Genomic DNA, 16,336 nt, shown 5'->3' with positions numbered 1-16,336 from the left:
TTTATGTATAGAAAAATAGCTTTTATTTTTATAATTTTGCTGCTTACCTTTGCAAGTGCATTTTCTGCCATTTCTTCCAAAGATTACAATAGTGTAAAAAGAGATTTGGCCTATATAGAAAAATCAAGGAGCGCTACAAGAACATCATATACGTTGGTAGCGGAAAAGTTTTACAAACTTTACCGGCAGTCCCCATCTTCCAGTCTTGCGGATGATTCACTTTACCTGTGTGGGATGACATATATAAAAAGCTATAATAGGTTTAAGAATAAGGAAGATTTGAAAAATGCCCTTAAATATTTCAGGCTTGCAGCAGTAAACTACAAATCTAAATGGGCAGCAGAGTCATATTTACAGGCAGCAGAAATTTATGTGCTTTTGGATGATTACGCATCTGCCAGATATATGCTTAATAAATTGATAGGTAAGTTTAAAACCAGACCTGAGGCAAAAGAGGCAAAAAAGAAATTACAAGAGATTGAAAAAAAGTTTCAAAGGGATGTTGAAATAAAAAGCTACACTGTGTCTAAAAGTAATGGCAATAACAGTAGCATTACAAAAGCTAACAGTTCAAATGGTAACGATTCTAAACAGGTAGTGAAGAATATCAGATACTTTAGCAGTGACGATTATACGAGGGTAGTAATAGACGTAAACGATATCCCTAAATTTGAAAAACATTGGCTTAAGGCAAATCCTGAATACAATAAGCCGCCCAGGTTGTTTATAGATCTGTTTAATACTGATATTGACAGATCGATAGACAAAGTTATTGAAATCAAAGACGGGCTATTAAAGTCTGTAAGGTGGGGACTTTTTGATAAGGGGACTACAAGGATTGTCCTTGATAGTGAAAATGTTAAGGATTTTACCGTTTTTACTATGAGCAATCCTGATAGAATAGTTATCGACGTAAGTGGGTCACCTGATGGGGTTGCTTCAAAAACAGATGTTAGTACATCAGCAAATAATGAACAAACAGGTGTGAGCACGCTTGCTGGTATTTTCGGACTGAAGGTCAAAACGATAGTCATTGACCCGGGGCATGGTGGGCACGACCCTGGTGCTTCATATTATGGTATAAATGAAAAAGATGTGGTTCTTGATGTGGGGCTTTACTTGAAAGAGCTTCTTAGAAATAATTTTAAGGATTTAAATATATACATGACAAGGGAAGAGGATGTTTTTATACCTCTTGAGGAAAGGACTGCTTTTGCCAATAAAAAGAGGGCAGATCTTTTTATATCTATTCATGTAAATGCCAGTAGGAACAAGAGTGCTTATGGAGTGGAAACGTATGTTTTAAACGTTACGAATGATAAAGGTGCTCTTGAAGTTGCGGCTTTTGAAAATCAGGCTACCGAGAAATCATTGTCAGATTTGCAGGGGATTTTAAAAGATATAATGCTAAACTCAAAGCTTGAAGAATCACTAATGCTTGCAAAGTTTGTACAGGATGAACTTTCTTCCGGGTTAAGGGATAAAAACTTAGGCGTTAAACAAGCCCCTTTTTATGTGTTGGTGGGGGCAAAAATGCCATCAGTGTTGGTTGAATGCGGATTTTTATCAAATAAAAAATATTTAAGTAAATTTAATTCTAAAAGTTACAGAAAGGCCATTGCGGAAAATATTTACAAAGGGATAAAGGAATACATAGAAAAATATAATGGCAAAAATTAATGCTAAAGTTTCTAAAAAGGCTTTTTAGGGGCCTTCTTTGGTTTGTAATACTGTCTTTGTCAATTCTTATAGTTGTAAATATCTTAGTTGCCAAATATCACGAAAAAGTTCTTTTATTTTTTAATATTGATAAAAGCACAGTTAGCATTGGTAAGGTTAATAGTGTATTTTTACCTTTTTTTATTGATATATCAGATATATATATTAAATCAGATGTAATCGATGGGGAAGTCAGCTCCCTCACTGTTGAGACAAATCTCAAGAAAATTTTTGATTCAGGCTTCTTAAGAATCAGGGTAGAAGGTGGCGATATTTATGTTAACTTGCCAAAAGGCAGTGGAAAGGGTGGGCTACCTTTAAATGTTCTTGATATATTTACGGTAACAGACTTGAAGATAAGTAGTGAATATCAGGAATATAAGGTAAATGGAATAATAAAACACTTCAGTCTAAGCAGGTCAAAATTTGATATAGATTTAAAAAATGTAAAGATTTTCAAGGCCGATTTGATTGATGAACTTAATATTCAGGCCGGCGGAAAAATAGTAAATGATGAATTTGTTATCGATAGTTTAAATACAAAAGGTGACAATTTACTTCTAACTTTAGACAGCGTAAAAAAACAAAATGAAAAGCTTATAGGTAATTTCAGAGGGGAAATACGGAATAAACTGTTAAAATCTATTAATGCCGGATTAAATGGTGAATTATTAATTTCCGGTGATTTTATAGATGATTCTATAAATGCGGTGCTTTATACAGACAACCTTATATTTGGAGAAGACTATTTCAAAGGTAAAATAGGTATATCTAAAACCGGTGAAAATTTGCATTTTAATAGTACAGGCATCAGCTATAAAAGATACTCTTTTTTGGTTGATGGCTTACTAAATTATAAAACAAATAAGATTAAGACAACATTTAAGAAAGTAAAAGGAGTAGCATTTGCCGTTAAAGATGGGAGTGTTGATGTAAAAGAGGTTGAGGTAGACGGCAATTATAGAGATAGGGTATTTTTTATTAAATCAGATATTAAATTTCTTGAAGATGTCCTTTTTAAATGCACTTTGATGTTTAAAAAACAGATTAGTGTGCAAGATGTTTCTATAGTCTCTAAATCTCTTTACGTTAATGGGGAAGGGGAGCTTACGGGTGGAAATAAATTCAAAGGTCTATTTAAAGGTGATATAAAAGATAACCCTTATTTGTTAAATTTTTTGAAAATTTCCCATAATTTGAATTTCAATATTAATGTGGGATATGATGAAAAGATTTCTTTAAAAGGGGTTATAAGAAATAACACTTCTATGGCGTATAATAATGTTAAAATAGAGCAAGCTATAACTGACTTTAGGTTTGATGGGGATGTTTTAGATTTAAATTACATAGTCAAAAGCGATAAAGGTGAGGTTAAAGGGGAAGGGGTTGTAAAAAGGGACGGCAATACCTTTTTAGCGACTTCAAAAGGGGATTATACATTAAATTTGAAGAACTTAAATATTAATAACATTAGTGATGTTTCAGGACGTTTTGATATCGGGTATGATGGAAAAGTATCGGGTATTTTGGATGCAGCTGCGGAGTATCAAGGGAGACAGTTTGAAGTTAGAAGTGTAATTCATAATAATATATTAACACTGAAAAGGGTTGAGATTGGAGATAATAAATATCTAAATGTTGGTTTTATAGATTTTGGAAATAAAAATATTAAAATACAACTTAATGGGAAAGAATTTGATGACGAGTTTATTCATTTGGCAGACTTGTCACTAAATATAAACGGCAAAATTTATGAACCAAAAATCAAGTTTTCATCAGAGACTTATCTAAAGGGGATTGATAAGCTTATTCGTGTAAAAGCTGAGGGTGATTTGAATAGACTGATTGTTACCGGTATAAATGAAGAGTTAGACATATATTCAAGCGTAAGATTAAAAGAAAAGAAAATCTATGCTACGATAAAAGCAAGCCAATTAAAATATAAAAATTTAGACAACATTACGGGTACACTTTTGGCAAAGTCAGAGGACTTCAAGGAATTTGAAATATCCGGCAATTTTAGCGGCTATGCAGACAATAAATATTTTGAGATGAGAGAGATTAATGTCAAAATGAAAGGGGATGATATAGTTGAAAGCAGCCTTTTGCTTGATACATCCCAAATAAATAACGTCAAAGTGCACAACATAAACCTTAAAGAAAATAGGTTATCCGGGGGAGTGGATTTGACCAATGCTGCAATATTGGTTGATTATTTGCATCATCAAAGTATTAAAGGAGATTTGAAATTTGAATACGATTTTATATCAAAAGATATTATAGTTAACGGTAATGCCTTACTAAACAGTGATATTGTAATGCCTGAATATGGGCTTAATTTACGTGGCGTTTCAGTAAGTCTTGATTTTAGTGGTCAACAGGTTTATGCAGGGTTAAATTGTAATTATCTTGATATGGTTTTGATTGGAAGCTACTTTGCTCCGAGCTTTAAAGATATTTCAAAAGGGACAGGGTATATGCGTTTTAATAACGTATTTGTAAGTGCAGCAAATTTCTCAGGCACAGTTAAGGGTAATTTGAACTATGCGAATAAGTTACTTTATGGAGATATCATAATTATAAAAGGGGAATATGCATTTAAAGAGTTTAGAAAAAGGAGCAACGACAAGAAGTTTCCATTAAAAATAGATATTAACATTCAAACAGAAAACCCTATAACAACTTTAAACAAGTTTTCAAAATCAAATCTGGATGCAAAGTTAAACTTAAAGTATGACAATGAGCTATCAGTTACAGGATTTTTAGAGGCTAAGGACTCTTCGCTAACGATTGGAGGAGAAAAATTTAATATTACTCAAGGAAAGTTGACTCTTAGTGAGCAAAAGCCACCATATCTCTATCTTTTTGCAAGGGGGACTAATCGATTTAGAGATATCTTGCTTGAGATCAAGGGATTTTTACCTGAATATAGCATAAGTATTAGGGATATTTCACCCTCCGGGACAGGGTTTGGTAATTTAAAAACAAGTGGTAATCCTGGGGCAAATTTAATACAAGGACTTTTTAATGGAGAAGCCTTTGGCAATATACTGTCCTTTACAAATAAATTTTTCGGAATTAACAACTTGGGGATTGAGAGTGGCTATCAGAATCTCGGTTATTTTTCAATCGGAAGGACATTTACTGATAGATTGACTATAAAATACAGAATTAGAGGCGGAGAAAAAGGGGATGATATAGTAGGGGAATATACGATATTTGACTGGTTAAATTTTAATATCTTATCAAGAAATAACGGGAGTAGCGGTGCGGGTTTTAGTATTTATTATTCTTTTTAGTATAATTTGTCAGATAGGTTTTGCTTTTGAAATAATCGGTGAATTACACCCGAATATAAAAGTGAAAGTGGAAGAATATGCTCAAGAGCAAAAATATGATAACATAAAAACACTACTGGAAGCATTTGGAATAAATACCTATGAGCTTGATAATAAAAGTTTAAAAATTTACAACACAGTGACAATAAGCAAACTTAAAATTCATGGCAACCTAAACTTTCTGGAAAGTACGATAAAGTCGGAAGCAGGTTTCTACAAGAATAGCCCGGTCTATCTTAATTCATTTGAAAACTATAAAAAGAATATTATTGAATTTTACAAAAGCAAAGGTTTTTTGGATGTAAAGGTAAGTTACAGGTTTGTTAATGGTATCTTAAATATGTATGTAGATGAGGGGCAGCTTTATGTGTTAAGTGGGGTCAGAGTATTTTATGGAGATGAAAAGATTTTTACTGAAAAATACTTAAATCCTAAAGTGCTATCCTACAGACTATTAAAAGAGATAGAAGAAAAAGCTCTTAATAAATTAAAAAGTGATGGGATTTTATTTCCTGAATATCAGACATATTTTGAGAAATCATTCAATCGAATCTTTTTTGATTTAAACTCCCCTTTGCACTCAATCGTTTCATTTTTGCCATCTTTTCACAAAACAGTAAGCCTTGTTATAAAAGTAAAATCATCCGAGAAATATAAATTTAATATAAGTGGACTAACAATAGAAGAAAGTTTAAAAGCAAAACAGATTGTAGTGGAAAACTTGAAGCAGCTTGATAGCTACTATATTGGCAAGACCTTTATGAAATTAACACAAGAGTTTGGGGACAACGTATATTTTAATATTGATAAAACTGAAATCGATATAAATGTTAAAAACGTTAAAAGAAAAGTTGAATATGATTATGAAGTAATTTCGACAGATATATCATTTGTTAAGCCTTTAAAACTTAATCTTAAGGGTGAGCAGCTTTCGGACGAAGGGCAGCTAAGGGATTATTTGAAAGATTATCTTAAAAATCTTGGGTATTATAAGAATAAAATAGAAATAAATCGAGAGGGGACAATTTTTAAAATAAGAATCAAATTGTCGGAAAAAGTAATTATTAAAAATGTATACTTGAATGATAAGTTGATTTTGGATGGTATTGATTTTCCGTATGATGAAAAATATAAGACAATTCTTGTCAATGAAATTAAAATGTCAATCAATGATAAATATTATTACAATTATATTGTTGAAGACAGAGTTGATTACAATGAAGCTGAAAACGCCTTAAACATATATTTTAAAAGTGATATAAAAAATATTACCCTAAGGGATACGATAATCTTAGATAAAAGGATTAAAAAAATTGTAAATAAAAGGATTAAGCCGAATGATAAGGTTACTGTAAAAAAGATTGAAAATCTGCAATATTCCTTAAAAAATTCCATGAATATAACTGATTATGTATTGACTGTCATTGAAGATAATAAATCTGCGGACATCGCTTTGAGGTATGCAAAGCCTAATAAAAACTACCTTTTTTTGGACTTGCAATACAATAATTTGGATGGCCCTGTTGTTTCTGTGGGGTATAAGAGATTTGGCATATTATCTTCGGAATACATATTAAATTCTTCAGTTACCTTTTCTAAAAAAGAGGAAGATTATATATTGGGCGTATCAAAATTAAGCAAACTGAATAATTATATTGTGAAGTTTGACTATAGTGTTAATTATTTTAGAAAAGATTTGGATGATTTTATATATAAAGGTCATAAACTTGGAGTTTTGTCCTCTGTATATGGAGATTACTATAAGATTGATTTGGGTTTGTTTGTCGAAAGATTAAAAATATACGATTCCGTGTTTACAAATGATGATTATAATAAGTCATATGATATGCTCAAGATACCTTTTTCACTAAATTTAAATATGTCACAGACAAGATTCAAGTTTTTTCCTTTTAATATAAGTATTGATAACAACTTACTTATTTTTGATAACTCTAAAATTTTGGGTTCGGAGTTTGTAATTGAACATAAAGGGAATATCGTAGGGAGATTAAATAAGAGATTTGTGCTTAATTTAGGCAAATATATTGGGAAATCAGATTCTTTACCTCTTTTATACAGATATACTTTGGGTGGACCTGATAAGATGAAAGCCTTTTCTTTCAGAGAACTTGGGCCTGAAGACGGCAATAATAACGTTTATGGAGGAAATGGTTATTACCACGTGCATACTGGCCTTCCTATTGAAGTTGTAAATAGTGTATTTATTGAGCCTTTTTTTGAAATTGGACAGATTTTTTATGAAAAAGGTGAAACGGATATCTTTAAAGATTTGGGGTTAAGTTTTAATGTTGATATGCCTATTGGTGAGATAAATATTTCATATGCAAAAAGTTTTACTACCTGGGGCAAAAGCAGCGAAGCGTTTTATGTATCGATGAAAGCGAAATTCTAAAAAGAGATTAAAAAAGTCTTATTTTCTTCTTGACAATTTCATTTGGTTAAATTAGAATAATTCTATAATAAAGATTGTTAAGGAGGAACATATGAGTTTAGTTACACATCAAGCACCTACATTCGAAGCAGAAGCTGTAGTGGGGACAGGTTTTCAAAAAGTAAAGTTGGAAGACTATAAGGGTAAGTGGGTTGTCTTATTTTTCTATCCACTCGATTTTACGTTTGTTTGCCCTACTGAGATAACTGCACTTTCAGATGCTTATCCCGAGTTTAAGAAAAGAAATACTGAAATAATAGGCGTATCAACAGATAGTAAGTTTTCTCACCTTGCTTGGGTAAATACTCCAAGGGAGGAAGGTGGACTTGGTGAGCTTAACTATCCTTTGGTTGCAGATTTTACAAAAGAGATTTCCCAAAACTACGGCGTTTTGTTGCCTGGTGGTATGGCTCTCAGGGCAACTTTTATTATTGACCCTGACGGTAAAGTTCAATTTGAACTTATTCACGATTTGGGAATCGGTAGAAATGTAAAGGAAATTTTAAGAAATATAGATGCTTTACAATTTGTAAGGGAACACGGGGAAGTTTGCCCGGCCGGATGGGAGCCAGGAAAAGATACTATGACTCCTGACCCTGTTAAGATGAAAGAGTACTTTAAGAAAAATCCTGCAGGACATCAGTAGGATAAATATTAAGCTTGGCTAAAAGCGTAAAGTAACATAAAACCTCCCAAAGTTTTGCCGCCGTCTATGGCGGCTTTTTTAATTACGAAGGTAATAAACTTTATCCCCTATGAAATTTGATTTAAAACTATTTTTGTGTTAAAATCTGCTTACTTCTAAAAGGCTAAAGGGGGTTAGCTATGTCATCATTCTATCAAAAATATCTCTATATAGATTTAAGTTCAAAGAGCTATCAGGTTAGAAAAATACAGACTGAAGTGCTAAAGCGTTACGGCGGAGGTAAAGGGATAGGTACTTATCTACTTTATGAACTAAACCCTCCTCAGATTGACCCGTTTGATGAAGATAACCATATAATAATAAATACAGGTCTTGCAGATGATTTAAAGGTGTGGGGTTCATCAAGATTTGGCCTTTATACAAAGAGCCCTCTTACAAATTGCTATCTTGACTCAACTGCAGGGGGACATATTTCAAAGTATATTTCAAGGACAGGGTATGACGCTATAGTAATTAGAGGTAAATCTTCTTCACCTATATGGCTTGAAATAAGTGACAGAGAAGTTTTTTTTCATGATGCGTCTGAGCTTTGGGGGAAAGATACTTATTTTTCTGAAGACAAATTAAAGGAGCTTGCAAATACCGAAAAATGTGGTGCAATAGTGATTGGTCCTGCAGGAGAGAATCTATGTAAATTTAGTTTGATAGAAAACAATTATTGGCGAAGTCTTGGCAGGGGTGGTGCAGGAGCAGTATTTGGCAGCAAAAAACTTAAAGGAATAGTTTTTTACGGGGATGCAAAAAGAAATATTAAAAACATTGATGAAATTGAAAAGTTATACAAATTTTATATGGATAAATTTAAAGATGACCCGGGGGTTGCCAAATACAGAAAATATGGTACCCCTGCAGGTGTGAAAGTATTAAACGATAAAGGTGCATTTCCTACAAGATATTGGAGAAAAGGATACTTTGATAAGAATGAGCTGATTACAGCAGAAAAAATGCAAGAGGTGTTGGATGTCAAACCTAAGGCTTGCGAAAAGTGCTTTATCGCATGTGGCAAACTAAGCAAGACAAAAGAAAACAGTAAATATCCCAATTTAACAGTTGAAGGCCCTGAGTATGAAACTATATACGCTTTTGGCGGGTTGTGTTGCATTGGAAATATTGAGGATATTCTTTATTTAAATGATTTGTGTGACAGATATGGAATAGACACAATAACAGCAGGTAACATAGTCGCTTTTGCTATGGAAGCATCATATTTGGGTAAAACGGATGAAAAATATGAATATGGCAATACTAAGCATGCTGAAGAGTTGATAAGAAAAATAGTTTTTAAAGAAGGGATAGGGAAGATTTTAAGTGAAGGGATTGTGTCTGCAGCTAAGCATTTCGGATTGGAAGATATTGCAATCCATAATAAAGGGCTTGAGCCAGCTGGATATGACCCAAGAGTTTTACCTGGTACTGCATTAGGTTATGCCGTTTCTATGAGGGGTGGATGTCACTTAAGAAGCGGATTTTATCGTGCAGAGCTTACAGGCTACTCTGACCCTGAGAATCTTGAAAATAAGGCATATGATGTTGTGGACTGGGAAGATAGATTTTGCGTACAAGATACACTTATTCTGTGTAGATTTTTTAGGGATATTTACTGGTGGGATGAGACTGTGGAGCTATTTCAGCTTCTTTATGACGATGTAAGTATTACTAAAAATTGGTTAAAAGATATGTCAAATCGCATACACGCCCTTGCCAAAAGATTTAATATAAGGGAAAATCCTGACAAAATTGATGAGCTTGATACTTTACCTAAAAGGCTTTTTGAAGAAAAACTTGAAAATGGTAAGGTGTTGGATATGAATGTGTTTTTAAAGCTTAGAAATGAATATTACAATCTCAGGGGATGGGATGAAAACGGAGTGCCGAAAATATAGACAAAAAATTTGGAATATTTAAACTAATTAAAAGGGTAACTTTGCATTAAAAGACTTGACTACCATGTTTTATAGTCATATTAAGTGACCCCTGTGGATATGTTTCTGCTGGGTTAATGATAATAAACAAAAGTGAACGTATTTGGCATAATTTCGATAATTGAGGCTGAATTATGAATCTAAAAATAGTTACCGGTTTTATTGAAGAGCATGAAGAAATTAAAATATCATTTGTGGCAGTCTTAATTGGACTTGCTGCCGGATATGGTAACATTCTTTTTCGTTATTTGATTGGTTTGGTACAAAATCTATCATATGGTAGTAAAGATGAATTTATACTTTACCTTTTAAAAACCGAACCTTTTTACAAGGTACTCTTTATCCCTGCTTTAGGTGGTTTGACGGTTGGCTTGATAGGATTGATATTTAAATCTGCCAAGGGGCATGGTGTCCCTGATGTTATAAAGGCAATTGCACTCAATAAGAAGATTAGCTCCTCTGTTGCCCTAATCAAAACTGTTTCTTCTGCAATTACCCTGGGGACAGGTGGCTCGGCTGGTAGGGAAGGGCCTATTGTTCAAATAGGAGCTTCAATCGGCTCAGGTATAGGCAGGCTTTTTAAATACTCTACAGAAAGGATGAAAGGTGCAATAGCCTGCGGTGCTGCAGGAGGCCTTGCTGCCACATTTAATGCTCCAATAGGTGGGGCAATGTTTGCAGCAGAGGTGCTTTTAGGTGAGTTTGGACTTAAGACCTTTAGTCCAATAATTATTTCATCAGTTATCGCTACGACAGTTTCAAGGGCATATTTGGGCAACCATGTCACGTTTGAAGCACCTACATATATGCTTAAAAGTTTTATGGAGCTGCCTCTTTATGCCATTCTTGGCGTAGTGTGTGCATTTGTAGGGGTAGCTTTCATAAGGATATTTTATAAATTTGAAGATTATTTTGAAGAGCTTAATATCCCAAGATTTGTTAAACCTGCCCTGGGTGGGCTTTTGATGGGAGTTATAGCTATATTCTCAAGAGAAATAATTGGTGTGGGTTATGACACTATACATGAGATACTTATTTCTGAAAGGGTAGGAGTCATACTGCTTATAATTCTTGTTTTAAAAATATTGGCTACATCATTCACGCTTGGCTCAGGCGGCTCAGGGGGATTGTTTGTTCCTTCACTTTTTCTTGGGGCTGCAACAGGTGGATTCATGGGTTGGCTGTTTAATCTTCTTTTTCCTAACATCACTGCATTTAGCGGTGCGTATGGTCTTGTGGCAATGAGTGCAATGCTTGCAGCTACCATAAGAGCCCCATTGACATCAATTTTGATAATTTTTGAAATTACTCAAAATTATCAAATAATTTTACCACTAATGCTTTCTGCTATAATAGCAAATGTAGTTGCAAACTTTTTGGAAAAAGAATCTATATTTACATGGATTCTAAAAAAACAAGGGATAAATATCAAAAGAGGTGCAGAGGAGAGTGTATTAAAGAGCATCCTTGTAAAAGACATTATGGAAAAGGATATTTTGACGTTTCATGAAGATACGCCTTTTAGGGAGATCAAGGAAGGTTTTAAAAAAGCACGTAACAATTACTTTCCTGTGCTTGATGCCGAGGATAATCTTGTTGGGATTATTTCTATAGAAGATATACGAAGTGTTCTTTTTGAGGAAGGTATTGAAGATATCGTTGTTGCAGGTGAGATATCTACTAAAAGTGACTTGGTATATCTTATGCCGGATGAAAACTTGGCTCAGGCCTTGAAAAAATTTAATAAAAAAGACCTTGGGGCATTGCCTGTAGTAGAAAAACAGAAAAATGGGAAATTAAAATTTTTGGGTCTTTTAAGAAGAAATGATATCGCTTATGCCTATAACAGAGCAGTCGCGGAAGTAAATTTATGAATTTGACTGAAGTTTTGAATAAGGAACAGTATGACGCAGTGACTTATATTAACGGCCCTCTACTTGTCTTGGCGGGAGCCGGAACAGGAAAGACAAGGGTAATTACATATAGGATTTATAATTTGATCGAAAATGAGCAGATTGAGCCTGAGAGAATTATGGCTGTGACATTTACAAATAAAGCTGCTTCAGAAATGAAGCAGAGGCTTTATTATTTGGTAGGGGAAAAAGTAAATAACCTCTGGATTGGGACATTTCATTCTATTGCTTTGAGGTTATTAAGACTTGAGTATGACAAGGCCGGGCTTAATCAGAATTTTGGCGTAATCGACCAAGAGGACAGAATTTCTTTGATTAGAGATATATTGAAAAAGTTAAATATCGATTCAAAGAAGTACCCTCCGAAGGTTTATCTTAATATCATAAGCAGTTATAAAAATACCTTATCATTTGTGGAAAAACTGCCTCTAAATGAGGATTTTTATATGGTTTCTGAAGTATTTGATGAATATCAAAAAAATCTTTCATTTTTAAATATGGTTGATTTTGATGATATGATTTCCCTTGTTGTGAGAATATTTTTGGGGAATAAAAATATTGCCGAATACTATCAAAATCTTTTTCAGCATATTTTGGTAGATGAGTATCAGGATACAAATACATTACAGTTTGTGTTTTTGCAGCAATTGTCGGGTGTAAATGGAAATATTTGTGCCGTAGGGGATGATGACCAGTCAATATATGGTTGGAGAGGGGCTGACATTAACAATATACTCGACTTTGATAAATATTTTGAGAATACAAAGATAGTTAAGCTTATTAACAATTACAGAAGTCAGCAAAATGTTCTTATCGCAGCAAATAAATTAATTTCTAACAACAGGTTTAGAAAGGGGAAGGAGCTTTTGCCGGCATTGAATTTGAGCGGTGAAATTCTTATAAAGAGTTGTTATGATGAGCAGGATGAGGCTGCTTGGGTGGCAAAAAAGATAAAGTATTTAGTAGACAATGGCACAAGCTACAATGAGATTGCTGTATTATATCGGACAAATGCACAATCGAGAAATTTTGAGGTGGAATTTAATAAACTGAAAATACCTTATAAAGTTATAGGGAGTATTGGATTTTATCAGCGTAGAGAGATAAAGGATATTTTATCTTATTTGAGAGTTTATGAAAATCCGTATGATTTTCAGTCATTTATAAGGACTATGAAGAATCCGTCAAGAGGGTTTGGAAATGTTACTATTGATAAGCTGATAAGATATTCATTTGAGCACAATGTTGATATATTTAAGTCAATTGAAGACAACTTAAAAAGTTTTACCACTAAGCAGACAGAAAATATAAAAGAATATTTGAGAATATTTGAAGGCTTAAAAGGGGTAAGGCTTGTTTCCGAAATGATAGATTATATTATTAAAGCTATTAATTATGAAGAATATATGAAACAATTTGAAGAGGTTGCAACATTTGAAAAGAGAATTTTAAATCTGGAAGAATTAATAAACTCAGCTGCAGCGATGGAAGAGAAAGGGGAGCTTACACTAAATGAATTTCTTTCAAATATCACCCTCATATCTTCTACTGATGAAGATGCGGGTGAGAATGTTAATGTGATGACTGTCCATGCTGCAAAAGGGCTTGAATTTGATACGGTTTTTTTGACCGGGTTAGAGGAAGGGTTATTCCCTTTGTATGGTTCTATGGATGATGAAAGAGCCTTGGAAGAGGAGCGCAGGCTTTGTTATGTGGGTGTGACCCGGGCAAAAAGAAATTTATATGTGAGCTATGCCTCTTCAAGATTGCACTACGGTAAACGGGTAAGCTCTTATGCATCAAGTTTTATTAATGAAATAAAGATACCGAAAACATTTGAAGAAAAGTCTGATGGTAGTGAGATTAAAGAAGGTGCTAAGGTAAGGCATGAAAAGTTTGGGGAAGGGATAGTTATCTCAATAACAGGAAGTGGTGAAGATGCAAAAGTAGATGTGTTTTTTAAACTCTGCGGGCTTAAAAAGATTGTAAAGAGATTTTTATCAGCTTAGATTAAAAAAAGTATTTGAGTTGTATAGTTATATTTTTCGTTTACAAAAAAAATTAATCTTAATATGATAAAGAAAAAATGGAGGAGCATGTGCCTGAAAAATTGAGTCGTGATGAGGTCTTGAAAATTGCCAAGTTGGCAAGGCTTAGACTTGAAGAGGAAGAGATAGATGGTCTAAGGACTGATTTGAATAATATTTTAAACTATATAGATAAATTAAGTGAGCTTGATACTTCTGATATTGAGCCGACTTCCCACGCCCTTGATTTGGTGAATGTGTTTAGGGAAGATATGGCTAAAAGAGGTTTGAGCGAAGATGAAGTATTTAGGAATGCACCTGAGTCTGAATTTAGTCATTTTAAAGTGCCAAGAGTTATAGAGTAGGGGTGGTGGAGATGGATTTACTGACACTTAATATAAATGAAACTTTGGAGCTTTTAGAATCAAAGAAAATATCTGCATATGAATTGAATAAATTTTACTTAGACAGAATTCAAAAATTTGATATACAGCTTGACTCATTTCTTGCTTTAAATGAAAATGCCTTGAATGAGGCAAAACTTATTGATGAAAAAAGGATGAAAGGGGAAAATTTACCGAAATATGCCGGTATCCCCATTGCTCTTAAGGATAACATAATTACCAAAGACCTATATACTACTTGTTCATCAAAGATTTTGGAAAATTTTAATCCCCCTTATGACTCAACGGTAAGCAACCTTTTGAAAGAGAACGGTTTTATCATTTTAGGTAAAGTAAACATGGATGAATTTGCAATGGGCTCTTCTACAGAAACCTCTTATTATAAAAAGACCAAAAATCCTTGGGATTTGGAAAGAGTGCCCGGAGGTTCAAGTGGTGGTGCGGCAGTGTGTGTCGCTGCAGGGCTTGCCCCAATAAGCCTTGGGAGCGATACGGGGGGCTCTATCAGGCAGCCGGCTGCTCTCTGCGGTGTTTGTGGTTTTAAACCTACCTATGGATTAGTTTCAAGATACGGTTTGGTAGCTTTTGCTTCAAGTTTGGACCAGATAGGCCCATTTTCAAGAGATATTGAAGATAGTGCACATCTTCTTAATGTGGTAGGAAAATATGACTGTAAAGATTCAACTTCTATAAAGATAGAGGAGAAAGATTATACAAAAGATATAAATAATGATATCCGCGGCAAAAAGATTGGTATCCCAAAGGAATATTTTGAGGGCGGTATTGACTCGGATGTGTTAAAGTGTGTCAGTGACGCTATAGATTTTTACAAATCTCAAGGTGCGGAGATTGTCGAAGTTAGCATGCCTCATACAGAATATGCAATTGCAGTGTATTATATAATTGCTACTGCTGAAGCTTCAAGTAATTTGGCAAGGTATGACGGGGTTAGATATACTTTTAGAAGTGAAGCGGATAATTTGATAGATATGTATGAGTTAACTCGCTCTAAGGGTTTTGGCAAGGAAGTGAAAAGACGTATCATGCTTGGGACTTATGTTTTAAGTGCGGGATATTATGATGCTTACTACCTTAAAGCTCAAAAAGTAAGGTCACTTATTAAGAAAGATTTCATAAGTGCTTTTGAAAAAGTTGATGTATTGCTTGCCCCTACTGTCCCAAATACTGCTTTTAAGTTTGGTGAAAAAATAAACGACCCTGTCAGTATGTATTTGAGTGATATTTTTACTATTTCACTTAATCTTTTTGGTGGTTGTGGAGTTTCTATCCCTTGCGGTTTTGACGGGAAAGGTCTGCCTATAGGATTTCAGCTTTTAGGTAATTATTTTGAGGAAGAAAAAGTTATAAATTTTGCAAAAATATATCAAAATAATACTGATTGGCACAAGAGGTTACCTGAAAATTTTAAAAAATAAAAAAAATTTCTAAAGTTTTTTTAAAAGGGTGCCGATGTAAGAAATGTAGAAAAATATATTTGGGCGGTCCTATGACAATTCAGGGTGGAAAGATTTATGACATTTTGAGGACTTACAACAAACAGGTTAAGTACAGTAAGGCTTCATCCTCTGAAAAAAGTTCCCCTGATAAAAACATTGATAAGGTAATTATATCTTCCGATGCCAGAAAATTATCTTTCATATCAAGTTTGATGGCTGAAATCGGTAAATCTGATAAAGAGACACTTCAAAAAATTGACAGCTTTACTCAGGATGTTGACTTTGGTTCAGTTTCCGAAGAAGACTTGGCAGAGCTAAAACAAAATATCCTTAAGACTCTTTAATTTTCGTTAATTTTTATTAAATATATTTTTTTGCCGTATAACGCTATAATACAT

10 protein-coding genes are annotated in these 16,336 nt (G+C 33.7%); all 10 read left to right on the top strand.

Annotated elements, in window-relative coordinates; translation table 11 throughout:
• Nucleotides 1–3 precede the first annotated feature (3 nt).
• Nucleotides 4–1,680, top strand: coding sequence for an N-acetylmuramoyl-L-alanine amidase (locus LF845_RS02855; RefSeq protein WP_242819486.1), 1,677 nt, complete (start codon nucleotides 4–6; stop codon nucleotides 1,678–1,680).
• Nucleotides 1,680–5,018: a translocation/assembly module TamB gene (locus LF845_RS02850; protein ID WP_242819485.1), complete on the top strand. Its 3,339-nt coding sequence runs from the start codon at nucleotides 1,680–1,682 to the stop codon at nucleotides 5,016–5,018. Before LF845_RS02855 ends, LF845_RS02850 begins: the two co-directional genes overlap by 1 nt.
• Nucleotides 4,987–7,470 (top strand): BamA/TamA family outer membrane protein, encoded by a 2,484-nt coding sequence (locus LF845_RS02845; protein ID WP_242819484.1) that lies wholly within the window; start codon nucleotides 4,987–4,989, stop codon nucleotides 7,468–7,470. The genes LF845_RS02850 and LF845_RS02845 overlap by 32 nt, the downstream gene beginning before the upstream one ends.
• 91 nt (nucleotides 7,471–7,561) lie before the next feature.
• On the top strand, nucleotides 7,562–8,155 hold the full coding sequence (locus LF845_RS02840) for a peroxiredoxin (RefSeq protein ID WP_242819483.1): 594 nt from the start codon (nucleotides 7,562–7,564) through the stop codon (nucleotides 8,153–8,155).
• 179 nt (nucleotides 8,156–8,334) lie between these two features.
• Nucleotides 8,335–10,098 carry an aldehyde ferredoxin oxidoreductase family protein gene (locus LF845_RS02835; protein WP_242819482.1) on the top strand — a complete coding sequence of 588 codons (1,764 nt, stop codon included), beginning with the start codon at nucleotides 8,335–8,337 and terminating at the stop codon, nucleotides 10,096–10,098.
• A gap of 173 nt (nucleotides 10,099–10,271) precedes the next feature.
• The gene (locus LF845_RS02830; protein ID WP_242819481.1) at nucleotides 10,272–12,011 is read left to right on the top strand and encodes a chloride channel protein; all 1,740 of its coding nucleotides are present in this window, start codon (nucleotides 10,272–10,274) and stop codon (nucleotides 12,009–12,011) included.
• The gene (locus tag LF845_RS02825) at nucleotides 12,008–14,059 is read left to right on the top strand and encodes an ATP-dependent helicase (protein WP_242819480.1); all 2,052 of its coding nucleotides are present in this window, start codon (nucleotides 12,008–12,010) and stop codon (nucleotides 14,057–14,059) included. Before LF845_RS02830 ends, LF845_RS02825 begins: the two co-directional genes overlap by 4 nt.
• A gap of 89 nt (nucleotides 14,060–14,148) precedes the next feature.
• Nucleotides 14,149–14,442: an Asp-tRNA(Asn)/Glu-tRNA(Gln) amidotransferase subunit GatC gene (gene gatC / locus LF845_RS02820; protein ID WP_242819479.1), complete on the top strand. Its 294-nt coding sequence runs from the start codon at nucleotides 14,149–14,151 to the stop codon at nucleotides 14,440–14,442.
• Between the two features lie 11 nt (nucleotides 14,443–14,453).
• A complete protein-coding gene (gatA, locus tag LF845_RS02815) occupies nucleotides 14,454–15,917 on the top strand; it encodes an Asp-tRNA(Asn)/Glu-tRNA(Gln) amidotransferase subunit GatA (RefSeq protein ID WP_242819478.1) in 1,464 nt (487 codons plus the stop codon).
• A 71-nt stretch (nucleotides 15,918–15,988) separates the two neighbouring features.
• Nucleotides 15,989–16,282, top strand: coding sequence for a hypothetical protein (locus LF845_RS02810; RefSeq protein ID WP_242819477.1), 294 nt, complete (start codon nucleotides 15,989–15,991; stop codon nucleotides 16,280–16,282).
• Nucleotides 16,283–16,336 lie beyond the last annotated feature (54 nt).

This window comes from Deferrivibrio essentukiensis (genome assembly GCF_020480685.1).
In the GTDB taxonomy this organism is placed as follows: Bacteria; Chrysiogenota; Deferribacteres; order Deferribacterales; family Deferrivibrionaceae; genus Deferrivibrio; species Deferrivibrio essentukiensis.
The sequence above is the reverse complement of the archived record's forward strand: the minus strand, read 5'-3'. Positions and strand labels throughout refer to the sequence as shown.

Excerpts from the sequence above, each read along its gene's own strand:
- LF845_RS02825 (WP_242819480.1), top strand. The coding sequence starts at position 12,008 with ATGAATTTGACTGAAGTTTTGAATAAGGAACAGTATGACGCAGTGACT.
- LF845_RS02855 (WP_242819486.1), top strand. The coding sequence starts at position 4 with ATGTATAGAAAAATAGCTTTTATTTTTATAATTTTGCTGCTTACCTTT.
- LF845_RS02835 (WP_242819482.1), top strand. The coding sequence starts at position 8,335 with ATGTCATCATTCTATCAAAAATATCTCTATATAGATTTAAGTTCAAAG.
- LF845_RS02830 (WP_242819481.1), top strand. The coding sequence starts at position 10,272 with ATGAATCTAAAAATAGTTACCGGTTTTATTGAAGAGCATGAAGAAATT.
- gatA (WP_242819478.1), top strand. The coding sequence starts at position 14,454 with ATGGATTTACTGACACTTAATATAAATGAAACTTTGGAGCTTTTAGAA.
- LF845_RS02850 (WP_242819485.1), top strand. The coding sequence starts at position 1,680 with ATGCTAAAGTTTCTAAAAAGGCTTTTTAGGGGCCTTCTTTGGTTTGTA.
- LF845_RS02810 (WP_242819477.1), top strand. The coding sequence starts at position 15,989 with ATGACAATTCAGGGTGGAAAGATTTATGACATTTTGAGGACTTACAAC.
- LF845_RS02840 (WP_242819483.1), top strand. The coding sequence starts at position 7,562 with ATGAGTTTAGTTACACATCAAGCACCTACATTCGAAGCAGAAGCTGTA.